The organism is Pyxidicoccus xibeiensis (assembly GCF_024198175.1).
GTDB classification, from domain to species: domain Bacteria; phylum Myxococcota; class Myxococcia; order Myxococcales; family Myxococcaceae; genus Myxococcus; species Myxococcus xibeiensis.
The window spans coordinates 113,205-135,808 of sequence record NZ_JAJVKV010000008.1; the positions used below are offsets into that span (position 1 = coordinate 113,205).

Annotated in this window: 15 protein-coding genes and 1 pseudogene; 8 read left to right on the forward strand and 8 right to left on the reverse strand. The window is 70.0% G+C overall.

The features are described 5' to 3' along the window. Positions 1–91 precede the first annotated feature (91 nt). The 7 genes from LXT23_RS31655 to hutH all read right to left on the reverse strand — a co-directional run bounded on the left by LXT23_RS31655 (position 92) and on the right by hutH (position 10,345). A complete protein-coding gene (locus LXT23_RS31655) occupies positions 92–895 on the reverse strand; it encodes an alpha/beta hydrolase (RefSeq protein WP_253984101.1) in 804 nt (267 codons plus the stop codon). Between the two features lie 108 nt (positions 896–1,003). Beyond that, positions 1,004–4,051: a sensor histidine kinase gene (locus LXT23_RS31660; RefSeq protein ID WP_253984102.1), complete on the reverse strand. Its 3,048-nt coding sequence runs from the start codon at positions 4,049–4,051 to the stop codon at positions 1,004–1,006. A gap of 763 nt (positions 4,052–4,814) precedes the next feature. After that, positions 4,815–4,925, reverse strand: a complete 111-nt coding sequence (locus LXT23_RS50755; protein ID WP_407692928.1) for a hypothetical protein — start codon at positions 4,923–4,925, stop codon at positions 4,815–4,817. Positions 4,926–5,522: 597 nt separating this feature from the next. Continuing rightward, the gene (locus tag LXT23_RS31670; protein ID WP_253984103.1) at positions 5,523–6,197 is read right to left on the reverse strand and encodes a hypothetical protein; all 675 of its coding nucleotides are present in this window, start codon (positions 6,195–6,197) and stop codon (positions 5,523–5,525) included. 24 nt (positions 6,198–6,221) lie between these two features. After that, complete coding sequence (locus tag LXT23_RS31675; RefSeq protein WP_253984104.1) at positions 6,222–6,773, reverse strand: hypothetical protein; 552 nt, start codon at positions 6,771–6,773, stop codon at positions 6,222–6,224. Positions 6,774–6,787: 14 nt separating this feature from the next. Continuing rightward, complete coding sequence (gene tssI / locus LXT23_RS31680) at positions 6,788–8,527, reverse strand: type VI secretion system tip protein TssI/VgrG (RefSeq protein ID WP_253984105.1); 1,740 nt, start codon at positions 8,525–8,527, stop codon at positions 6,788–6,790. A gap of 291 nt (positions 8,528–8,818) precedes the next feature. Further along, positions 8,819–10,345 (reverse strand): histidine ammonia-lyase, encoded by a 1,527-nt coding sequence (gene hutH, locus LXT23_RS31685; protein WP_253984106.1) that lies wholly within the window; start codon positions 10,343–10,345, stop codon positions 8,819–8,821. Positions 10,346–10,465: 120 nt separating this feature from the next. On the opposite strand from hutH, the gene LXT23_RS31690 reads away from it, so the two are divergent. The 5 genes and pseudogenes from LXT23_RS31690 to LXT23_RS31705 all read left to right on the forward strand — a co-directional run bounded on the left by LXT23_RS31690 (position 10,466) and on the right by LXT23_RS31705 (position 15,927). Beyond that, complete coding sequence (locus LXT23_RS31690; RefSeq protein ID WP_253984107.1) at positions 10,466–11,743, forward strand: aspartate kinase; 1,278 nt, start codon at positions 10,466–10,468, stop codon at positions 11,741–11,743. Between the two features lie 4 nt (positions 11,744–11,747). After that, the gene (locus LXT23_RS31695) at positions 11,748–12,164 is read left to right on the forward strand and encodes a ComEA family DNA-binding protein (RefSeq protein WP_253984108.1); all 417 of its coding nucleotides are present in this window, start codon (positions 11,748–11,750) and stop codon (positions 12,162–12,164) included. A 9-nt stretch (positions 12,165–12,173) separates the two neighbouring features. Beyond that, positions 12,174–12,272 (forward strand): annotated as a pseudogene (locus LXT23_RS50760) (zinc-ribbon domain-containing protein); the annotation flags it as partial. A 6-nt stretch (positions 12,273–12,278) separates the two neighbouring features. Then, on the forward strand, positions 12,279–14,570 hold the full coding sequence (locus tag LXT23_RS31700) for a hypothetical protein (RefSeq protein ID WP_253984109.1): 2,292 nt from the start codon (positions 12,279–12,281) through the stop codon (positions 14,568–14,570). 169 nt (positions 14,571–14,739) lie between these two features. After that, positions 14,740–15,927, forward strand: coding sequence for a glycosyltransferase family 2 protein (locus LXT23_RS31705; RefSeq protein WP_253984110.1), 1,188 nt, complete (start codon positions 14,740–14,742; stop codon positions 15,925–15,927). Between the two features lie 65 nt (positions 15,928–15,992). On the opposite strand, the gene LXT23_RS31710 is transcribed toward LXT23_RS31705, so the two are convergent. Then, positions 15,993–16,871, reverse strand: a complete 879-nt coding sequence (locus LXT23_RS31710) for a CHAP domain-containing protein (RefSeq protein WP_253984111.1) — start codon at positions 16,869–16,871, stop codon at positions 15,993–15,995. 136 nt (positions 16,872–17,007) lie between these two features. On the opposite strand from LXT23_RS31710, the gene LXT23_RS31715 reads away from it, so the two are divergent. The 3 genes from LXT23_RS31715 (at position 17,008) to LXT23_RS31725 (ending at position 22,601) form a co-directional block, all read left to right on the forward strand. After that, the gene (locus LXT23_RS31715) at positions 17,008–18,699 is read left to right on the forward strand and encodes a HEAT repeat domain-containing protein (protein WP_253984112.1); all 1,692 of its coding nucleotides are present in this window, start codon (positions 17,008–17,010) and stop codon (positions 18,697–18,699) included. A gap of 54 nt (positions 18,700–18,753) precedes the next feature. Then, the gene (locus LXT23_RS31720) at positions 18,754–20,898 is read left to right on the forward strand and encodes an ATP-dependent helicase (protein ID WP_253984113.1); all 2,145 of its coding nucleotides are present in this window, start codon (positions 18,754–18,756) and stop codon (positions 20,896–20,898) included. 89 nt (positions 20,899–20,987) lie between these two features. After that, positions 20,988–22,601 carry an Hsp70 family protein gene (locus LXT23_RS31725; protein WP_253984114.1) on the forward strand — a complete coding sequence of 538 codons (1,614 nt, stop codon included), beginning with the start codon at positions 20,988–20,990 and terminating at the stop codon, positions 22,599–22,601. Positions 22,602–22,604 lie beyond the last annotated feature (3 nt).

The following is a 22,604-nucleotide window of genomic DNA, read 5'->3' on the forward strand; positions in this document are numbered from 1 at the left end:
ACGGGCGTGGCAGCGGGCTCGGGTCCGGCCCCCGTGTGTCCCCGCACGCCGCCAGGGACCTCCACCGGCGGCGTGCGTGACGTGACGCGCGTCAGGCCGTGGGATTGAGCGCCCAGGCCAGCGCGTAGTCGGCCACCTCTTCCCAGCCGTCCTGTCCGACGGTGAAGTGGCAGCGGCCGGCGTACTCCTTGTACGCGACGATGCCGGTGTTGTAGTGCCGCGCGTTCGACTTGTTCACCGCCGCGGGCATGATGTTGTCCGCGGCCCCGGCGATGAAGAGCAGCGGCGCGCGGTCCTCCTTGTCGAAGTCCACCTTGGTCGGCGCGTGGGGGTTGAAGTTGGCGAGCGCCCCGTCGAACACGAAGCGGCCCGGCGCGGGGATGTGGTAGCGGTCGTACGCGGCCCGGGACTTCTCCTCGGTGAGCGTGTTGGTGAAGGCGTAGTGGAACTGCTCGTGCGTGAAGGGCACCGCGCGGTTCCGGTTGGCCGGGTTGCTGAGCACCGGCAAGGTCGCCCGGATGGTGGTGAACGGCAGGCGCAGCACGCCCTTCGTCGGCACCGAGTCGATGGCCACGCCCGCCGCGCCCAACCCGCGGTCGAGCATCATCTGCACCAGCGCTCCGCCGAAGGAGTGGCCCATGAGGATGGGAGGGCTCTCCATTCCGCGGATGAAGGCCTCGTAGTGGTGGGCCACGTGCTCGATGGTGAGCTTCTCGATGGGCGACGGGTCATTCCGCAGCGCCTCGACCTCCACCTCCAGGCCCGGATACGCGGGCGCGAGCACCTTGAAGCCGCGGCTCTTGAAGCGTTCGCTCCAGTGCTCCCAGCTGCGGGGCGTCATCCAGAGGCCATGAATCAGGACAATCGTATCGGGCTTCGTGCGGGCTGCGGTCATCGTGCGCTCCAGGGTGGAAAGTGACTTTCCGGAGCACAGCATCCCTGCGCTCCCACGCACCTCCCCCGAAGGAGGGAGCCCGCACCCAACGGCTTCATGCGGCCAGGGTCATTCAGACCTGGCCGTCTTGAACCGCTTCATCCACCGGCGCAGCCGCCCGGATGCGCGGCCGGACGGAGCTTCCGCGTAGGCGGCCGCCACGGGGAGCGACACGTCCACCTCCGTACCGCCCTCCGGCGCACCGCGGATGCGCAGCGTGCCTCCCAGCCGCCTGGCGCGCTCGAACATGCCCCTGATGCCGTAGCGGCCCGGCTTGCCGTCATGGCTGGCATGGCTGGGGTCCACGCCCACGCCGTCATCCTTGATGCACAGGCTCAAGCGCCGCGCGCCATAAGTGAGGGACACGGCGAGGGTCCGGGCCTTGGCGTGGCGTACCGCGTTGGCCACCGCCTCCCGGGCAATCATGAGCAGCTCGTCGCGGACGGCGGCGCGCAGCGGCCGTTCGTCGCCGGTGACGGAGACGTTGACGAGGAGCTTCTCCCCGGTCAGCTCCCGCGCCGCGACCGCGAGTGACGCGCCGAGCGGCCCGTCCGTCGTGCGCAGCTCGGAGACCCGGTCGCGCGCGGTGGTAATCAGGTCCTCGGCCTTCACGAGCGCGCGCTCCATCGTCTGGTTGAGCTCGGGGTCGACGATGCGCCTGGCGACGCTGTCGAACTGAAGCACCATGCCCTGGACGCCCTGGAGCAGCGTGTCGTGCAGCTCCCGGGCAATCCGCTCCCGCTCGCGGTGGCGCTCCTCCAGCCGCAGCTGGACCTGTTTCTCGATGGCGCGGGCGCGCATCCGGTACGCGCTCCAGGCAATGGCCAGCAGCGCGGCCACGCAAGCCGCGGCGAAGGCCTTTGTCTGGACAAGGGTGGGCTGGATGGTGAAGTCCAGCGTGGCGCCAGTGTCATCCCACACGCCATCCGCGTTGGAGGAGACGACGCGGAATCGATAGCGGCCGTGGGTGAGGTTGGCGTAGGTCGCCTCGCGCCGCGACCCGCCGTCGTGCCACTCGCCGTCCACGCCCTCCAGCCGGTAGCGGAAGCGGGCCCGGTCCGCCGCCGCCAGCGTGACGGCGGTGTAGCGCAGCGTCACGCTCTGGGTGCCCTCCGGCAGCCGCAGGCCGTCTCCGGCGAGATAGGTCCGGTCCCCGGCCCGCACGCTCTGGATTTCGGTCCGGGGTGGGCGCTCGTTCCTGAGCAGCGTGGCCGGGTCCAGCCACGCGACACCGCGGTTGGTGGTGAACCACAGCCGGCCGCGCTGGTCCCTCACCGCCGTGGGCACCAGCCCCGCCTGCATGGCGATGCCGGGCAGCCCGTCGCGCCAGTCGAGCAGGCGGTAGTTCAGCTCACCGCCGGGCTGGGAGAACATCCTCTCGATGTCGCCAGCCTTCACCTGGACCACGCCCCGCCCGCCGTTCATCCACAGGTCCCCATCGAGCGAGTCGATGATGCCGCTGATGAGACCGAAGGCGGGGTCCCGGCTCTCCAGAATCGTCGAGAAGCGCCGGCCGTCGAAGCGGGCGACTCCGCTCTCGCCGGCGACCAGCAGGTTCCTGTCCGTCGCGTGGATGGTGGTGGCACGGCCAATCGCCAGCCCATCGCCTGGGCCGTAGCGGGTCGGGTGGTCACCGGACCACCGGACCACTTCGTCCTCGAACGCCAGCCAGACCTCGTTGCCCGGACCGCGCGCCATGGCGTAGGGCGCGGGGCTGTCGCCGAACCGCCGCTCGCGCTGGATGCCCTCGGGGGTGGCGGCGAAGACCCCCTGGCCGACGATGGACAGCCACACGCCGTCCGCGCCGTTCGGGACGACTGCCAGCACGGTACCGGCGGGACGTGAGAACTGCCGCAGCATGTCGCCCGCGCGCCGGAACACCTGCCCTCTGTTGAACCAATACACCGCGCCATCGGCGGCGTAGGTGGCCGTGAGGGTCGGCAATGGACCCTCGTAGGCACGAGGTGGGGCGGGGGGGTCCACCAGCAGCGCGGTCTGCCGATTGCCCACCAACACCTGGGTGTTGCGCACCGCGAGCATGAAGCCTCCGTAAGACGAGGACGACAGCTCGGGGATGTCCTGCAAGCGCTTCTTCTGGAAGCCCGCCAGCCCAGCGTTCGTACCCACCCACACGGTGCCCTCGGTGTCCTCGATGACCGGCACCACCACCGGGGAGGCCAGTCCATCGGGCTGATCGAACTTCTCCAGCGGATCCGAGGGGCTCAGGCCGCGACCGGCCGGAATGTTGCCTGGGGATGGCAGCCGCCAGACGCCAGCTCCCCAGACGGTGAGCCAGAGGCTGCCGTCGCGGGCGAACAGCAGCTGCTTCGCCCGCGCGTAGACAGGCGCTCTCACGCCCGGCGCTGGCGGAGCCACGGGAGACGCGGGGGCGGTGGACCCGGCATGGTCCGGCAGCGGGCGCGTCCCCTGGAGCTCCTCGCTCAGCCAGAGCCGGCCGTCGGGAGCCTCCGCGAGCACGGCATCCCGCGAGATGCTCTCTCCCGTGTCCTGGAACCGCCGCTCCCCGGGACGGAGGAAGACCAGACGGCGTGGCGTGCAGACCCAGAGCACGCCGCGGCGATCGACGTAGACATAATCCGCGGCGCCATCGTCGTAGCCCCAGTCCTGGCCCACGACCTGCCATTGCCCTGCCTCATACCGGGCCAGCCCGCCAGCGGCGGCGGCCCAGAGCGCACCATCCGGGGTGCTGGCGAACCTCAGCACACGGCCGGGCGGCATCCCCTCGCGCGGGCCGAAGAGGGTGGCGCGGCCATCACGCAGCCGCGCCGCGCCTCCGGCGAAGAAGCCCAGCCAGATGTCGCCGTCGGGCAGCACCTTCAGCGCGTTGATGTTGGAGGGGGGCACCCGCTGTCCCTCGCGCAGCGGATAGCGGTCGAACCGGATGCCATCGAAGCGATAGAGGCCCATGCCGGTGCCGAGCCAGAGGTAGCCCGTGGGTGCCTGCTCCAGCGTCCAGATGTCGGCGGGCGCGCCGTCGTTCACCGGGAGGTGGGTATAGGCGTAGTGGCGGAGGGACGTGGCCGCGGCGTCGTGAGGGCGCAGCGCCGCGGCCAGTGCGAGCAGCAGGGGGAGGAGAAGGGGCGATCGGAGACGCATGGGAGCCGCTGCAGCCTGTTCCTGTCATTTCCGACGGGGGCGGTGGAACCAGGTGCTCACCTTGTTCCTTCGGCTCTGCCTCCGCCAGGGGGGGACGCTTCGCGTCTCCGACTCGACGGGCGAGTCTCCGTGGAACTGCGGCTACCGGCTGGCAGGGGGTGACAGGGCTGCCCAAGGGCGGGCGGGGCCGGACGCCGCTCCGGCCAACGGCGCCGAAGGGGCACACCGAGGGCACATGAGGGAACGGGGGAAAAGCCCAGCAACCCGTTGAGATTGCTGGGCTTCTTCTAGCGAGGCGCACGGGACTTGAGCCCGTGGACAGGGCGATAGGAAGCCTCAAGCAGAACGCGCTGTTACCCACTATCGCCTTGATTCTCCCCGGGTTCGCCATCCCGCCCCGTCCCATGCTGTTCCCCGGTGTGCCGCGTCAAACCACGCTGGAGGGGCAGTACCGGCGGAGTCGGCCACAGGGAACGGCGCTCTCCAAGGCGGTGAGGGACAACATTGAGTGGGGCACCGGCACTACCGCCAAGCAGAAACCTCCTGCCCTTCAGCGCCATTGCCCACCCCCGCCTCACGTCGCAAGACGACCCTTATTCCTCCTATGCGCCGACCGTGACCCTCTGATGCGGCGTTGAAGTAGACGAGGCCCCAGGTGGCGTGGAACCTGGAGCCCAAACATCGAAGGAGCCGGCGTCCGTTTCGGCGGGGGCAGTTCACCTTGACGGAGATGGGCGCGGAGGTGGTGACGTTGCCCGCCGCGTCATGAGGCCCTGGCCGTGAGCGTGCGTCCCCTTGGGCACGCCCCCCAGCTCACGCTGTAGGGAGTGGTGGTGTCGGTGCCAATGACGGTGGCGCCGTCGTAGAACACCACCTGGGTGACGCCCCTGTTGTCAGCTTCGGGGCTACACTAGGCACCAGCAGTCGACAGCCGAGTGCGTGCGGCAGTTCCTCCAGTCGCAGCAGGTACCGCGGGCGCACCTCGAAAGGTGCTCTGTGGTTACGGCATGGCTACGGACGATGTCGAAGCCACACGGGTTCTCCTATGCCACTGGCGTCGACACGTCTCCTGCCCGCAGCGCCTCCTCCACCTGGTCGGGAGTTGGATGGCGTTGATGGGGGAGGGGGTACTCCATGTTCACGTAATCGACTTTCGCCCCCTCGCAGAGGATGAGGTGACGCATCTTCCTAATCTCTCGGTGAGCAGCCTCTCCCGCCGCTGCTTGAGGACCAATCAGCGGCGTGTCCGGCCGTCTGATTCCTTAGGCGACTCGCGGTCGTCCAAAACCTCAAGGCCGCCGCGCGCTACCAGCACGCGGCGTGACCTAACCTGTTCGGCGCTCTAGCGGACGTGAGAGCGCGGTGCAGCAGCTCGACCAGCCGGTGCATTCTGGAGACACTCCCAGGGGCTGCTGTGCGAGACGGCGGCGCGCTGGGCCGCCGCGCGCCTCAAGGGCCGCTGAGCCCCCTGTCACTTCTCCCACCAGCTCCGCTGGCTCAGGGTGGAGAACACGTGGTAGCCCGGCACCCGGAAGTACCGGAACCACTCCCGGTCTCCCTCGCTGCGGTTCAGGTCCCAGGTGCGCATCTCGCTCGCGCTCACGATGTCCTCCGAGAACATCGTGAAGCCGCGGTGCGGCTCCGGGGGCAGGCCCTTCTCCCGCCACGCCTCCACCATGGACGTCATGTCAAACGGGTCGAGCGAGAAGCGGCGCGCCCACTGGTTGTCACATCCGCTCGAGCCGCAGGCCGCCACGTAGTCACACAGGAATCGCTCCAGCCACTCGCCCTCGGCCATCCCGGGCGGCTCCACATACGGAACCTGGTCATCAATCCCGACTCCCAGTCCCGTGCCGGCCTCCAGCCGCCAGAAATGGAGGTAGAGGGAGACCTGGATGCTCCTGACGAAGTACGACACCGCGAAGCCCTCCCACGGCTCCGCGACGGCCAGGGGCTCCTCCCCCTTCTGGAGGTCCCGTACGCTGTCCTCCTGGAAATCCAGGGTGCCTGAGTCCTCGTCCCAGTCGAGGCGGGCAATTTGCGTGGGCTCGAACCTGTGGGCGGCCCGCAGCTTCTCCGTCTCCCTGTACACCTCCTGAAGGGGAGCGGACACATCGGACAACCGGAACCACTTGGGTGTGCTCATAACTCCAGCCAGGACCTGACAAGGTCAGACGAAGATCACCTCGATGCCTGCATTCCGCAGGGTGTCCATCCGCTTGTCCCTCTTTTGGGACGCGGGCACCTTGTACGAGACGCGCTTGCCTCGCTCCGCCAGCGTCCGGTTGTTCTTGAACTGATCCGAGCCTCCGAACGGCTCCTCCTGGTTCTTGCACTCCGTGACATCGTCCTTGCTGGCGGCGTGGTCCAGCTCCCGGAACTTGCCACACTTCACGCACACCGCCTTGATGTTCTGGAAGTCGCCCTTCTTCCCGGCTTTCTTCTCAGCCTTCGTGGCCCCACGGGAGATCTGCCGTCCGTGGGTGATATGGCCGGCCTTGATGTTGTGCTCCACCGCGGCGGCCTCGAACGGGTCATTGCCGGCCTCCTTCAGCTTGGCCAGACGCTTGGCCGGGCTCTCTTCTCCGGGAGGCATCTCGGGGAAGTAGATGCGCTCGGCGTGCTCGCCTTCGGGACAGGGGGTTTCCGGCACCTGCCTGGCGAAAGGAATCTCTCCGCCCCCCTGAACGAGCTGGACCGCGCTGCCTTTGATTCTTGGCATTGGCCGGCCCCCCTTCAGCCTTCCTTCAGCGTGATGTTCTTTCCAAAGAACTGGACCTTGCCGGACTTCTCGACCTGCAAGGCGACCTTGCCGCCGACGGCGATGACGAACTTGTCGGCCTTCACGTCGAAGGACTTCGCCATCATCACGGCCTCGCCATCGGCCTTCTCGTAGGACTTCGCGCCCGACTCCACCTTGAAGTCCTTGCCGACAACGAGCGAGACCGAAGCGTCCGCCTCGGTCCAGGAGTTGCCGCCCACCTTGATGCGCGCACTCGCGGCAATCGACTCCTGGCGCGAGCCCGCCACCGCGGCCCAGTGCGCGCCGCCCACCTGCATGGAGCGCATCCCGCCCGTGGCCTCGTTGTACGCCAGCCCCACATTGACGCTGTAGCCGCCCCCGATGGTGGTGGCCTTCGCCGCGCCCACGCTCTCCATCGCGCCCTGGACCACCATGACGTTGAGCGCCAGGCCCACCGTCATGGCCTGGTTGCCGCGCACTGCCTCGTCGTGGTCCCCGCCCGTGGAGGTGTGCCGGTCCTTCTGCACCAGCAGGGTCTGGTTGCCTTCCACCACGCCCGCGTCATCGAGCAGAACGGTGAGCTGCTGATTGCCCTCCACGGTGCGGCTGCGATTCTTCTTCACCAGCAGGTCCTCGTAGCCGCCCAACTGCTGGTCCTTGTCGTTCTCGGTGAGCACCGCCTTGGGCAGCAACTGGAACTGGTTGCGGTAGAGCCCCTGCAGGGCCTCGCTTCCGCTCGTCACGTCCGGCTGCACGCCCGAGTGAACCACCTCGGTGATGAGGTACTCGCCCGCGAAGGTGCCGTCCTCCGGCGATTCCACCTCCAGCAGGTACCCGGGCGTCATCCGGGGCGCCACCGCTGCTCCCACCAGCGTGCGCCCGCCCACGCCCGCCTCCTCCTGCCGCACGGTGGCCGCGGCCTTGCCCACCCCGGGCGCCACGTAGCCGGCCGGGTAGTCATACTGCTCCAGCGCAGCAACGCCCTCTGCCGCCTTGGTCTTGCCCGACACGTCCAGCGTGGGCTTCTCGAAGTCGTAGTCCTTCAGATGCACTGCCCCCGGCCTCAGCCGGTGCACCACCTCCAGTGCCGACACGTACTCGGTTTCGACAACCTCCTTGCCCAGGCTCGGCCTCAGGGGCAGCGTCCCTCCCTGCGGCAGCGGCGCGTGCGCGCTGGACTTGTCGCCCAGCACGAGCGTGTGGCCCACTTCCGTGTGTTCGAAGAAGTAGAAGATGCCCTCCCACTCCATCAGCCGGCTCAGGAAGGCGAAGTCGCTCTCGCGGTACTGCACGCAGTACTCGCGCGTCGCATAGCTGCCGCTGAGCGCCAACCTTACCTCGACGCCCATTTCTCCCAGCACCGCCTTGAGAATGTCCGGCACGCTCTTGCCCTGGAAGATGCGGCTTCGGTGCACCTGCGTCAGTCGCCACAGCTTGGGCACTACATGCGCCCGGTACCGCTGGCGGCCGGTCTTCAGCCCCAGCGACTCAATCGTACGCACCTGGCCATGTACGAACCGCGAGAGGCCATCGCGTACCGCCACCGTCACCAACGCGTCCTTGCCCATCAGGCCGGCTACCGCCAGCGGCTCACCATCCCTGGTGAAGAAGTCCACGCGGAAGTCGAACGGCCGGCTCATGCGTTCCGTTCCGGAGAGCCCTGAGACGCTCAGAACATCGGAGCCGTACGCACCAATCTTTACGGTGAACGCAGGCGAGCTGTGCCGTGACATGGTTCCCCAACCACCAATGGTGTGGATTTACCGGCGTCTGGAATAGAAGCGGACTTTTACCACACGAGATCAATGCCAAGATTGAGGTCGAACTTGACCCCTTGCATCCCTTCCATGGCGCAGCTCAATCATGAAAGTCCACGGGAGGAGTCCTGCTGATGAGCGAGGCTCCTCTTGCCTTTGGAGAAGGCCTGGCGCTGAAATGACGAAGGGCCTGGAACCTCTCGGATTCCAGGCCCTTCTTATTGGCGAGGAGTACGGGACTTGAACCCATACTCTGTCGAGACCTCGTTACGCCGTGGCGGAGCGCACCACCGCGAGCAGCGCGCCCGAGTCGATGAGCTGGCTCACTGCCTCGATGTCCTTGTGCAGCTCGCGGTCCCTGTCCATGTGGGGGACCTTCGAGCGCACCAGCTCGTAGGCTGCCAGCGCGCCCTTGCCGGGCTTCACCGGCAGGCGGAAGTCCAGCGCCTGCGCCGCGCACAGCACCTCAATGGCCAGACACGAGCGGGTGAACTCACTCACCTGCCGGCCCTTGAGCGCCGCCGTCATGCCCATGGACACGTGGTCCTCACGGCCCGCCGACGACGGAATCGAGTCCACCGATGCCGGGTGGCTCAGCACGCGCGACTCGGCCACCAGCGCCGCGCTCGTCACCTGCGCAATCATGAACCCCGAGTTCAGTCCCGAGTTCTTCGCCAGGAACGCCGGCAGCCCCGACAGCGATGGGTTCACCAGCTGCTCCACCCGGCGCTCGCTGATGGACGACAGCTGCGTCATCGCCATCGCCACCACGTCCATCGCCAGCGAAATGGGCTGCCCGTGGAAGTTGCCACCCGACACAATCCGCTCCGTCTCCGTGAAGACCAGCGGGTTGTCCGTCGCGCTGTTCACCTCGACTTCCAAAATCCGCCGGGCAAAGGCCAGGCCCTCGCGCGCCGCGCCGTGCACCTGCGGCATGCAGCGCAGCGAGTAGGGGTCCTGCACCTTGCTGCAGTTGACGTGCGTCTCCACCAGCTCGCTGCCCTCGAGAATCCGCCGCAGGTGCGCCGCACAGGCCTTCTGGCCCGGGTGGGCGCGCACGTCGTGAATCTCCGGGATGAAGGGCTTGTGGCTGCCCAGCAGGCCCTCCAGCGTCATGGAGCCCGCCACGTCCGCCAAGTCCGCCAGCATCTCCGCGCGCAGCTGCAGCAGTGTGCCCACCGCGCACATCGCCTGCGTGCCGTTCACCAGCGCGAGGCCCTCCTTGGCCTCCAGCACCACCGGCTGCAGCCCCGCCCGCTCCAGCGCCTGACGCGCCGGCAGCCGCTGGCCCTGATGGAACGCCTCACCCTCGCCGATGAAGACCAGCGCCAGGTGCGCCAGCGGCGCGAGGTCTCCGGACGCGCCCACGCTGCCCCGCTCGGGCACCACCGGCACCACGTCCCGGTTCAGCATGTCCAGCGCCAGCCCCAGCGTCTCCGGCCGGATGCCGGAGAAGCCCTTGGCCAGCACGTTGCACCGCAGCAGCAGCAGCGCCCGGGCCTCCGGGAGGGGGAGGGGCGTCCCGACGCCACAGGCGTGGGAGAGGATGAGGTTGCGCTGGAGGTCTCTCAGGTCCTTCTTGTCGATACGGACCTCGGCCAGCGTGCCGAAGCCCGTGTTGATGCCATAGGAGGGCGTGTCCCCGGCGGCGACCCGGTCCACCAGGGCGCGCGAGGCGCGGACGCGGGTGGCCGCCTCGGGGGCCAGCTCCACGGTGGCCTCGTTCCGAGCCACCTGGAGGATCTCCTCCAGCTTCAGGGTGTCACCGTCGATGAGGATGCGAGGGCGAGACATTGGAACTCCAAGGGGTGCGGCGGGCCCGGGCTTGAATGCCAGGGGGCGACAGCCGGCGCTTTACACCCGAGGGCGCTGCTCGTATAGGTCCGCCGACCGAAGAGGGAGGTCTCAGGCGCCGTGGCACTGATCGTCCAGAAGTATGGCGGTACCTCCGTAGGCGATGTCGGCCGCATCAAGAACGTGGCCCTCCGCTGCCTGGCGGCCCAGGAGGCGGGCCATGACGTGGTGGTCGTCGTCTCCGCCATGTCCGGCGAGACGAACCGCCTGCTGAAACTCGTGGCGCAGATCACCGACCGGCCGGACGAGCGCGAGCAGGACGTGGTGGTCGCCACCGGCGAGCAGGTCTCCATCGGCCTCGTCGCCATGGCCATCCAGGCCCAGCAGGGCAAGGCCACCAGCTTCCTCGGCCACCAGGTGCGCATCGTCACCGACAGCACCTTCTCCAAGGCCCGCATCAAGAGCATCGACGCGCAGCCCATCCGCGCCGCCCTGGACAAGGGCCACATCGTCGTGGTCGCCGGCTTCCAGGGCGTGGACGAGGACGGCAACGTCACCACGCTCGGACGCGGCGGCTCGGACACCACCGCCGTGGCGGTGGCCGCGGCGCTCCAGGCCGATGCCTGTGAAATCTATACGGACGTGGACGGCGTCTACACCACGGACCCGAACATGGTCCCCGCCGCGCGCAAGCTGGACCGCATCACCTACGAGGAGATGCTCGAGCTGGCCAGCGTGGGGGCCAAGGTCCTGCAGATCCGCTCCGTCGAATTCGCCATGAAGTACAAGGTGCCGCTCTGGGTGAAGTCGTCCTTCACCGATGACCCCGGCACTCTCGTGTGTGAGGAGGACAAGTCCATGGAGGACGTGCTGGTCCGCGGAGTCGCCTACGACCGGAACGAGGCGAAGATCACCGTGTGCGGGGTTCCGGATGTCCCGGGCGTCGCTGCGAAGATCTTCGGTCCGCTCGATGAGAAGCACATCGTGGTGGACCTCATCGTCCAGAACCCGTCCCGGGACGGCCGCACCGACCTCACCTTCACGGTGGGCAAGTCGGACTTCCTGAAGGCGCAGGACGTGGTGAAGGCCGCCGTCCAGGAGATCGGTGCCACCGGCATCGAGACGGACGACAACGTCGCCAAGGTGTCCATCGTCGGCGTGGGCATGCGCAACCACTCGGGCGTCGCGGCCCGGATGTTCCAGGCGCTGTCCGCCGAGGGCATCAACATCCAGATGATCTCCACGTCGGAGATCAAGGTGTCGTGCGTGGTACACTCCAAGTACACGGAGCTGGCCGTGCGCGCCCTGCACACCGCGTTCGGGCTGGATCAGCCCCTGCCTCCAGAGGGTGTGGCCACCGTCTCGGAGACGGCCGCCCTCATGGGCGAGAAGGTCTGAGTTCGTGGCGGGTCGCACCGCCGCGCTCGCCGTCGCCGCGCTGGGGTTGATGGGACTGGGAGTCGTGGCCCGCCTGCGCTGGCCCGACTCCGCTCCGGCGCTGGACTGTCCTCCCGAGGCGGTGCGGATGGGCCCGGACGGCATTGCCACCTGCGGGGACGGACTTGCTCCCTCCGGGGCGCAGGCCCTGGCGCTCGGACGCCGGCTGGACCTCAACACCGCCACCTCGGAGGAGCTTGCCCTCCTGCCGGGCGTAGGGCCCTCGCTGGCTCGGCGACTCGTCGAGGCCCGGGAGGAGGGTGGGGGATTCGAGAGCTGGGAGCAGGTCGACGCCGTCCCCGGGGTCGGCGCTGCCAAGTTGCAGACCCTCCAGGCGGCCACGGCACTGGGAGCCCCTTCCGACGCCGGGCCCGTGTGGTAAGCACGGCGGGTGCAGATCTCCTGCCCTCAGTGCTCGATGCAGTACGTCCTCGACCCCCGCCTGCTTCCTCCGGGAGGCGCGTCGGTCCAGTGCACGCGCTGTGGTCACGTGTTCATGGCCGCGCCCCCCGGTGCGACTCCGGCGCCGCGTCCCGCCTCGGCGGCGACTGGCGGCGCGTCCGGCGGAGCCTCCGCGGGCACGCATTCCACGCAGATCTTCGGCGGGGCGCAATCGGGGCTGAAGTCCACGCAGCTCTTCGGCTCGGGACCGCATCCCAATCCCGCGCTGGGCACCTCCACGCCCGTGCCCAATACGACGCAGGCCTTCGGTGCCGTTCCGCCGCCGCCTGCCATCCCGCCCGTGGGCGTGACGCGGACGTTCGGCGCGGTGCCGGCACTGGGGGCGTCTGCTCCGGGGAGTTCGACGCAGGTGTTCGGGGCGGTGCCTCCGCAGGGTGCGTCCGCTCCGGGTAATGCGACGCAGACGTTCGGCGCGGTGCCTCCGCAGGGTGCGTCCGCTCCGGGTAATGCGACGCAGACGTTCGGCGCGGTGCCTCCGCAGGGTGCGTCCGCTCCGGGCAATGCGACGCAGACGTTCGGGGCGGTGCCTCCGCACGGCGCAGCCGTTCCGGGCAACGCGACGCAGACGTTCGGAGCTGTGTCGACGGCGGCTTCTGGCAACGCGACGCAGAGCTTCGGAGCAGTTCCGGGCAACGCGACCCAGACGTTCGGGGCAGTGCCGCCGCAGGGCGCATCGATTCCGGGGAACGCAACGCAGACGTTCGGCGCGGTGCCGCCGCACGGCGCAGCGGCACCGGGGAATGCAACGCAGACGTTCGGCGCGGTGCCTCCGCACGGTGCAGCCGTTCCTGGCAACGCGACGCAGACCTTCGGCGCCGTTCCCGCCTCGGCCCCGGGCAACACGACCCAGACGTTTGGCGCCGTGTCGGCTTCGGCTCCCGGCGGCACGGCCCGGACTTCCAGCGGGGCCTTCCGGGGCACTGCGTCCCAGCCCTCCAGTCCGGCCCCCGCCGGGGGCTCGACTTCGCCAGGCAATACCACCCAGACGTTCGGTGCCGTCCCCCCGGCCGATGCCCCCGCGCCCATCGGCCGGACCCAGACGTTCGGTGCCGTGCCCGCCCAGCCCGGCGCCACGCCCCCGTCGTCCAGCCCCGTGCCCTGGCAGGACGCGCCCCCTTCGGTCGTCCCGCCGCGAGCCTCGGACGCGCCGGGTACGTCCCCGCAGAGCCCCGTCATCGGCCGCACGGCCCTCTTCGGCGCGGCTGCCGCTTCGCCCGGACAGGACGCCGGCATCCGGCTGCCCCCCGAGGCTCCCGAGCCCGTGGGCAACGACACCCTCGTTCCCTTCGGCCCGTCCTCGCGAGGGCAGGGCAACGTCGAGCCAGTCCCCGGCCCCGTGACGTCCCCCCGCCGCGCCCCGGTGGAGCTGCCGCCGGAGTTGCTCGCGGCGAGCCGTGAGTCGTCCCTGGACGGAGAGCTGGTGGTGCAGGCGGGCCCCCGTCGCGACCGCCTCCTGGTGATGGTGGCCGTGGCGGCGGGCCTGGTGCTGACGGCCGTGCTGGCCTACCCCGCCTGGCGCGACCGGAACGCGGACATGCCAGCCGAGGCGGTGGAGGACAAGGACCGGGCGGCGGTGCTGCTCCGCCGGGATGATTCAGCCTCGCGCGACCAGGCCGTCCAGCGCCTGCGCGCCCTGACCGCCGCGCACCCGAAGTACACCGAGGCCCAGGCCGAGCTGGTGGTGGCGCTGTCGCTGCGGCTCTCCGACCTCCAGGCGGACGCCGAGCGGCTCCGGAGCCGGACCAACGCCCTGCAGCTCCAGCAGAAGGAAGCCCGCGAGGACCGCGACCTCGCCGAGCGCAGGCGCCGCATGGAGGATCTCAACAAGGCGCTGGAGGAGGTCGCCAGAGAGGCGGCCCCCCTGCGCACCGAGTCGGACGCGCTGCGCAAGGAGCTGGAGACGCAGGTCGCCGCGCTGGGCAGTGCGCCCGAGGTCGAGCCGGCCCCGGCCCTGGTGGCCCGCGTGAAGGCGCGTGCCGTCCATGCCGGCGTGAGCATGGCCCCGGATGCCCTGGGGCTGGCCGAGCGGCTGCGCAACGTGGAGGGTGCCTCCAGGACGTGGAGCACGCTGGCCCGCGCCGAGTACGCACTCAGCTCCGGCTCGCCGCCGGAGTCGCTCGCGGAGATCTCCAAGGAGCTGGAGGCGCTCCGCCAGGAAGACCGCACGCTGCTGCGCGCCTACGTCCTGGGCGCCCGCGTGGCGCTCCGGCTGAATGATCCGGTCTCCGCCCGTTCGCTGCTGGACGACGTGCAGGCGCTCAACCCCAACCACCAGCTGGCCAAGAAGCTGCTCGCCCAGCTCGACGCGAACGCCGCGCGGCCCTGAAACGACGACCGTCCCCCGGGGCCCACGGGCTGGAGAAAGTCCAGTCCCTCACGGCCTGATCCATCCCCGCTCGAAGGGATTGCGGGCGGATTCGACGCCGCCAGGATGGCACGCCTCCTGCTTAGCCCCCGTGCGGGTCCGAGGACTGGGTCTCGGGGAGGCATGGTCGATGGCGGAGGTCTTCTTCTGGTGTGCCGCGCTGCTGCTTGCGCACACGTATTTTCTATACCCGCTGAGCCTGTTCGCGCTGGAGGGGGCGGCGCAGGTGCTCCAGAACATCCGGGGGATGCGGGGTGGCAGTGGACGAGCGGCCAGGCAGGAGGCGCGCAAGGCCGGGCCGGTGAGCTCGGTGAGCCTGGTGGTGGCCGCCTACAACGAGGCGTCGTGCATCCAGCAGAAGCTGGAGAACAGCCTCGCGCTGAAGTACCCGGCGGAGAAGTTCGAGCTGGTCATCGGCTCGGACGGCTCGTCGGACGGGACGGATGACATCGTCCGCCAGTGCTCGGATCCGCGGGTGCGCCTGTCTCCGGCGCCGCGCGCCGGCAAGACGACGGTGCTCAACCGCTGCATCCCCATGGCGAAGGGCGACATCGTGGTCCTCTCGGACGCGAACACGATGATCGAGCCCGAGGCCATCGAGCGGCTGGTGCGCCACTTCGACGACCCGGAGGTCGGCGCCGTCTGCGGGAAGCTCCGGCTCTACAACCCGACGAAGCAGGACTACGAGGAGAGCGCGTACTGGAACTATGAGTCGCTCATCAAGATGTACGAGGGGCGGCGCGGCGCGGTGGTGGGGGCCAACGGCGGCCTGTACGCCATCCGGCGCTCCCTCTTCACTGCGCTGCCTCCGTCCACCATCGTCGACGACTTCGTGATTCCGCTGCGCATCCTGGAGAAGGGCTACAAGGTCGTCTACGAGGAGCAGGCCGTCGCCCACGAGGAGACGACGGAGGACTACGGCAAGGAGTTCGGCCGCCGGGCGCGCATCGCCGCGGGCAACTTCCAGAGCCTGCGCATGGTGCCGGGCCTGCTGCTGCCGACGGCGGGGTTCCCCGCGTTCGCCTTCTGGTCCCACAAGCTGCTGCGCTGGTGCGCTCCCGCGCTGATGGGCGTGGCGCTGGTGGCCAACGTGTTCCTGCTCGACAGCATGTTCTACCGCTTCACCCTCTTCGGGCAGGCGCTCTTCTACGCGCTGGCGTACCTGGGGAAGGTGGGGGTGCTCAAGCGCGGCATGTCGAAGCGGGTGGCCTCGGTGGCCTACTACTTCGTCACCATGAACCTGGCCATCGTCGTGGGCTTCTGGCGCTTCCTGCGCAACACGCAGCGCGCCGCCTGGGACCGCACCGCGCGCGCCTGAGCCGCGGCCTTCGTAGGACACACCCGGCCCTTCGACTCCCTGCTGGAGTCGAGGGGCCTTCGCGTTCAGCGCAGGGCCACCGGCACCGGCTTGGACTTCGCCGGGCCCGTGGGCAGCACGCTGCCGAAGGCCGCGAAGAGCTGGCCGGTGAGCACGGGCTCGCGGTTCGGGCCGGCGTGGCGCAGCAGGTCGTTGAGCACCTGGCCCGTCTTCGGATCCCTGGCCAGGTTCGGCCGGTCCAGGTTCATCCGGTAGCGCACGACGCCGCGGCGCACGCGGTGGATGACGGTGACGGTGCCATCCGCGGCCACGTCGTCGACGATGCCCACGTGGGTGAGCCCGTCGTTGCGGCGGCCGTCCCGGTTCTGGTCGTACGTCTCGCGGAAGAACACCAGGTCGCCGGGGACGGGGCGGCCCTCCGTGTACACGCGCCCCTTCGCGCGGGCATGGCGGTACATGGCGGTGACGCCGTTGTCGCCGGGCTTGAGCGTGCCCCGGAAGGTGACGCCGGCCCGGGCATAGACGCCCTCGATGAGCCCGGTGCAGTCGGAGGGGTACTTCCGCCCGTCGAGGGTGACCTGGGCCTTGCCCACCAGCGAGCGCGCCGTGGAGAGCACCGTCGCCCGGGCCTCGGTGGACGGGGAGAGGGGGCGCGGGGCCGGCGTGGCGCGCGCGGGGGTGACGTCGGCGCGGGGCTTCGTGGCGCGGCCGGCCGCCTTCGCCCTGGCCGGCGACTCGCGCGAGGCCACGGCGGCGCGGGGGGCAGGGGCCTTCTTCGTCCCGGTGGCCACGGGGCTGGAGAGCGACTCTCGCGGGAAGGCGGGCGGGGAGGCGGAGCGGTAGCGGAGGCTGTACGAGTCCAGCCAGGGCTCCAGGGGAGCGCCCGTCGTGGCGCAGCCCGTCGCCAGCACCGCGAGGATTCCTGTCAGTGCGAACTGCCTCATGGAGCGACCTCCCTGTAGCGGCATGAGGCGTCCATCGTCCGTCGGGTGTGGGGTGTCGTCAAAAAACCTACCCAGGCAACCGTCCGTAGGGCCTTGGGTTTCCGGGTGGGCCCGGGTGCGGTATGGCTGAGGGTGAATGGCCCCCCTTCGTCGAGCCCTCACCGTCCTGCTGCTGGCCACCGGCTGCCTCACGTCGCCCTATGACCGTGCGGCGCGCACGGACACGGTGGAGGCGTACCGTGACTTCCTGCGGGAGAACCCCACGCACCCGGACACCGACGCCGCCGAGGCGCGGCTGGAGGAGCTGGAGTTCGGGGAGGCGAAGCGGCTGCACACGGTGATTGCCTACAAGCGCTTCCTGGAGACGTACCCGGAGGCCGCGCAGGCGCGCACCGCGAAGACGCTGCTGGAGGGCCTGCGCTTCAACGCCACGAAGGAGACGAACACCGTCACCGCGTGGCGCCAGTTCCTCCAGGAGCACCCGGACGGCGCGCAGCGCGACGAGGCGAAGCGCCTGCTGGCCGAGGCGGAGGCGCACGAGATGGCCACCACGAAGGACCCCCGGAAGCTGGCGGACTACCTGCGCGAGTCGCCGGATGATCCACGCCGCCTGGAGGTCGAGTCGCGGCTGGACGGCCAGTCCTTCGAGCAGGCGAAGGCGTCGGGCGCGACGAAGCTCTTCGCGTACCTGCGGGACTTCCCGGCCGGCGCGCACCGCGAGGAGGCGCGCGCCCTGCTGCTGGAGCTGGAGGTGGAGGGCCTGCTGGTCTCCGGGCTCGTGGATGAGGCGGAGGCGCGCGTGAAGGCCCATCCGCTGGGCCCGAAGCTGACCCGCTTCCCCGAGCGCCTGGCCCACGCCCGCGCCGAGCGCGCCGCCCTGGCCCGCCCGGAGCCGCTCGCCCGCGCCTCGCACGTGGGCCACTACCTGAGAGACCTCGACGACCTGAAGCGCGCCCTGGTGGCCCCGGACGCGCTGGACCGCTGGCAGGCGGCGGAGGAGCTGGGGCAGCACGTCTCCGTGCGCACGTTGGATCCGCTGCTGGACGCGCTGCGCTCCGCGCGCAACCCGCTGATCCGCCAGCACGCGCTGGAGTCGCTGCGCACGGTGCTCGCCGCGCTGCCACGCCCGGTGGCGGAGTACGAGGTGGCCTCGCGCCTGGAGGCCCTGCGCGAGCGCGCGAGCAGCGCCGAGCTGTACCTCACCGTGGCGGCGCTGCTGGACCTGTCCGGCCAGCTCGCCCAGGCCTCCACCGAGTACCAGCGTGCCTTCGAGGGTGGCGCGCCCGACCCGGTGGTGCTGCGCCGCTGGGTGCAGATCCGCGAGGAGCGGCGCCAGCCCTTCTCCGCGGCGGTGGCGGCGCGGCAGCTCGCGCTGTGGGCGCTGGAGGTGGCTCGCGAGGAGACGCCGACGCCCGGGGGCCGCATGCCCCTGGCCTCCGCGCGCCAGCTGTGCGCGGCGGCCGTCAACGCCCGCTTCGCCAGCGACGCCATCGCCCGCGCGCGCAAGGCCACCACCGAGTTCTCCGAGGACCTGGCCGAGTTCGAGCGCCGGGCGGAGGAGGCGAAGCGGCTGGCCGAGGCACGCCTGGCGGACGCGGAGCTGCTGCTGCGCGAGCAGAGCCCCGGCGTGCGCACCTGCGCGGATCAGGGCGTGCGCGAGCGGCTGGACAACGCGGTGAAGGAGCGCACGGCCGCGCTGGAGTCGGTGGGTACGAAGCTGCCGCAGGTGGGGCGGCTGTTGCTCGAGCTGGCGAGGGAGCGGGACCCGTCCCCCCAGGTCCGCGACGCCGCGTCCGCCCGGCTGACGGCGCTGAAGCCCACGCCCTGATCCACCCGGATCAGGGTGTCCGGGAAGGGCGGGGCGGTTAGAGTTCCCCGCCCCATGGCCACGCGCCCCTACACGCTCAAGGTCGCCCCGGCGAAGCCCTCGTCGCGCATCGACTATGCCGCGCTGCTCAACGAGGAGCAGCTCCAGGCGGTGGAGGCGGGGGAGGGGCCGGTGCTGGTCATCGCCGGCGCGGGCTCCGGCAAGACGCGCACGCTCACCTTCCGCGTGGCCCGCCTCCTGGAGCGGGGCGTGCCACCGGAGGGAATCCTCCTCCTCACGTTCACCAACAAGGCCGCGCGCGAGATGACGCGGCGGGTGGAGGAGCTGGCCGGCTCGTTCGCGGACGTGAAGCGCATCCTCGGCGGCACGTTCCACCATGCCGCGCACGTGCTGCTGCGCCAGCACGCGGGAGCGCTGGGCTTCTCCACCAACTTCACCGTGTTGGACCGCGAGGACGCGCGCGACCTGATGGTGACGTGCATCGCCGAGCGCAAGCTCAAGAGCGACAAGCGCTTCCCCCGCCCGGAGCTGGTGCTGGACCTGGTGTCCATGGCCACCAACCTCCAGCAGGCCGTCTCCGAGGTGCTGGTGGACCGCCGCCCCCAGTTCCTCCCGCTGGCCCCCGAGGTGCTGGCCACCGCCGCGCGCTACCAGCAGCGCAAGGCGCAGATGCACCTGATGGACTTCGACGACCTCTTGCGCCACCTCAAGCGGCTGCTCACCGAGCGCCCGGAGATCCGCGCGCAGCTCACCGAGCGCTTCCGCTGCGTCCTGGTGGACGAGTTCCAGGACACCAACCGGCTCCAGGGCGACCTGGTGGACCTGCTCGCCGGAGAGCGCAAGGATTTGATGGTGGTGGGCGACGACTGCCAGTCCATCTACAGCTTCCGCGGCGCGGACTTCACCAACATCATCGGCTTCCCGGAGCGCTACCCCGGCTGCGCCGTCTTCACCCTCACGCGCAACTACCGCTCCACGCCGGAGATCTTGCGCCTGGCCAACGCGTCCATCTCCCGCAACGAGAAGCAGTTCCCCAAGGAGCTCACCGCCGCGCGCCCCTCCGGCGTCGCGCCCGTCGTCGTCGCCACGAAGGACGCCGCCGAGCAGGCCGCCTTCGTCGCCCAGCGCATCCTGGAGCTGCGCGACGAGGGCCTGTCCCTGGAGGCCATGGCCGTCCTCTATCGGGCCCACAGCCACTCCCTGGAGCTGCAGTTGGAGCTGGCCCGCCGGGGCGTCCCGTTCCGGGTGCGCTCCGGGGTGCGCTTCTTCGAGCAGTCCCACATCAAGGACGTGCTCGCCCACCTGCGGCTGGTGAACAACCCCGCGGACGAGCTCGCCTTCAAGCGGGTGGTGCGGCGGGTGCCCGGGGTGGGGCCGGCGACGACCGAGCACCTGTGGACGACCCTGCGCTCACTGCCGGAGGGCACCCCCATCGCCGAGGGGCTGGCCCATGCCGACGTCCGGGCACACCTGCCCCGCAAGGCCCAGAAGGGCTTCCAGCGGTTCTCGGACCTGATGGGTCGGCTCACCCGGCCGGAGGGCGCCCGCACTCCGGGTGCGCTCATCGAGGACGTGCTGGCGGGCGGGTATGCGGAGTACCTCCAGGCGGAGTTCTCCGCCGAGGAGCGCCGGGAGGAGGACATCCGCCAGCTGGCCGAGTTCGCCAGCCGCTTCGAGGACCTGCCCCGGTTCCTGTCGGAGATCGCCCTGGTGGCGGAGTTCACCGCGGATCAGGCCCTCGGGGCCGACGCGCCGGACGAGTACCTGACGCTGTCCACCGTGCACCAGGCCAAGGGGCTGGAATGGCGGGCCGTCTTCGTCCTCTGGCTGGCGGATGGCCGCTTCCCCCTCTCATTGGCCTCCCGCCTGCCCGCCGACGAAGAGGAGGAGCGGCGGCTCTTCTACGTGGCCATGACGCGCGCCCGGGACGAGCTGGCGCTGGTGTACCCCCTGACCGTCCAGCCGAGGGAAGGGGAGCGCATCCTCCTGCGCGTCTCCCGCTTCATCGAGGAGCTGCCCGGCGGGGACGACGCCCCCTTCGACCGGCTCGTTCTGTCGACGGTGGAAACGCCACCGGATGACGCTCCCGAGGCCGCCCGGGGAGCAGGCCAGGAGGCAGCACCAGGAGTCCCACCTCCCGAGGAGCGAGCCCTGGGGCCGGCCGGGGTCCTGCCGCCCGGAACGGAATGGGAGGAGTGAGGCGGACGCCCAGAAACGCGCACGCGCACCCGCGACGTGATAGACAGTGAGGTCAGGGCGCCTCCTTCTGGTTCCCACCCCCGAACTTCATGGCGGACAGACCTCGCATCGTCGGGATTGACCTGGGCACCACCAACACGTTGGTGGCCTCCGTGCGGAACCGCATCCCGAAGATCGTCCCCACGGACCGCGGCAACCTGACCCTGCCGTCCGTGGTCGCCCTGTCGGCCCGCGGGGACCTGATGGTGGGCGGGGTGGCCAAGGACCAGATGGTCACCAACCCCAAGAACACGCTCTGGGGGACCAAGCGGCTCATCGGGCGGAAGTACAACTCCAAGGTCGTCGAAGACCTGCGCGGGTACTACCCGTACGACATCGTCGAGGGCCCCAACGGGGACGCGGCGGTGATGCTGGGCGGCAAGCTGTACTCGCTGCCACAGGTGTCCAGCTTCGTGCTGGGCCAGGTGAAGACCATCGCCGAGCAGTTCCTCGGGGGCCCCATCGACGCGGCGGTCATCTCCGTCCCGGCCTACTACAACGACAACCAGCGCAACGCGGTGAAGGAGGCCGGGAGGCTGGCCGGCTTCGACGTGAAGCGCATCGTCAACGAGCCCACCGCCGCGGCGCTGGCGTACGGCTTCAACCGCGGGCTGGATCAGAAGGTCCTCGTCTATGACCTGGGCGGCGGCACCTTCGACGTGTCCGTGCTGCACCTGGCCGGCAACGTCTTCGAGGTCCTCGCCACCGGCGGCGACACCTTCCTGGGCGGCACCGACTTCGACAACCGCATCGTGGAGTACGTGCTCGAGCGGTTCCGCGAGGAGACGAAGTCGGACATCATCGAGAACCCCATCGCCCTCCAGCGCATCAAGAACGCGGCGGAAGCGGCGAAGATCGACCTCACGCTGATCCCCAACGTCGTCATCGACCTGCCCTTCATCGACGAGCGCAAGGGCAAGCCGTTGGACCTGCGCATCCCGCTGACGCGCGAGTTCCTCAACAGCCTCACCGGCGACCTGGTGGACCGGACGTTCGACATCTGCGACCGGGTGCTGGAGGAAAAGGGCATTGCCCGCTCGGAGATCGACGAGATCATCCTGGTGGGCGGCCAGAGCCGCATGCCCCTGGTGCAGCAGAAGATTCAAGCGCACTTCGGCAAGGCCCCGCGCAAGGGCGTCCACCCGGACGAGTGCGTGGCGCTGGGCGCGGCGCTGCTGGGCGACTCGCTGGGCAGCATCGACGCGGTGACGCTGCTGGACGCGCTGTCCATGCCCATCGGCTACGCGATGCCCAACGGCCGCGTGAAGCGCATCATCGAGAAGAACTCGCTCATCCCCCTGGTGAAGAGCTTCCGCCTGCCTCCGCCGAAGGAGCCGGGCTCGCCCTTCATCGAGCTGGACATCTACCAGGGCGACAGCGACCTCATCGTGGACAACGAGTACCTGGGCACGGTGCGAGTCCCCGCCGCCGCCGCGGGCCGGAAGATCGACTTCCGCCTCACCGAGGAGTGTCTGCTCCAGGTGACGGTGGAAGAGGCCAGCGGCATGCGCAAGGTGGACCTGGCCACGCGTGACACCCCCGAGCAGCTGAAGAAGGCGCTCCTGGAGGCGGCCCGCAGCGCGCAGCCGGGGCCCAGCCCCAGCAACGCCAGCGACAACGGAGGGCTCCTCTCCAAGCTCGGGAGCATCTTCCGCAGGAGCTAGGGA

Bases quoted from the DNA above. Each gene is read 5' to 3' on its own strand.
- LXT23_RS31705 (WP_253984110.1), top strand. From the start codon at position 14,740: ATGGCGGAGGTCTTCTTCTGGTGTGCCGCGCTGCTGCTTGCGCACACG.
- LXT23_RS31700 (WP_253984109.1), top strand. From the start codon at position 12,279: ATGGCCGCGCCCCCCGGTGCGACTCCGGCGCCGCGTCCCGCCTCGGCG.
- LXT23_RS31675 (WP_253984104.1), bottom strand. From the start codon at position 6,773: ATGCCAAGAATCAAAGGCAGCGCGGTCCAGCTCGTTCAGGGGGGCGGA.
- tssI (WP_253984105.1), bottom strand. From the start codon at position 8,527: ATGTCACGGCACAGCTCGCCTGCGTTCACCGTAAAGATTGGTGCGTAC.
- LXT23_RS31715 (WP_253984112.1), top strand. From the start codon at position 17,008: ATGGCCCCCCTTCGTCGAGCCCTCACCGTCCTGCTGCTGGCCACCGGC.
- LXT23_RS31720 (WP_253984113.1), top strand. From the start codon at position 18,754: ATGGCCACGCGCCCCTACACGCTCAAGGTCGCCCCGGCGAAGCCCTCG.
- LXT23_RS31670 (WP_253984103.1), bottom strand. From the start codon at position 6,197: ATGAGCACACCCAAGTGGTTCCGGTTGTCCGATGTGTCCGCTCCCCTT.
- LXT23_RS31655 (WP_253984101.1), bottom strand. From the start codon at position 895: ATGACCGCAGCCCGCACGAAGCCCGATACGATTGTCCTGATTCATGGC.
- hutH (WP_253984106.1), bottom strand. From the start codon at position 10,345: ATGTCTCGCCCTCGCATCCTCATCGACGGTGACACCCTGAAGCTGGAG.
- LXT23_RS31710 (WP_253984111.1), bottom strand. From the start codon at position 16,871: ATGAGGCAGTTCGCACTGACAGGAATCCTCGCGGTGCTGGCGACGGGC.
- LXT23_RS31725 (WP_253984114.1), top strand. From the start codon at position 20,988: ATGGCGGACAGACCTCGCATCGTCGGGATTGACCTGGGCACCACCAAC.
- LXT23_RS31660 (WP_253984102.1), bottom strand. From the start codon at position 4,051: ATGCGTCTCCGATCGCCCCTTCTCCTCCCCCTGCTGCTCGCACTGGCC.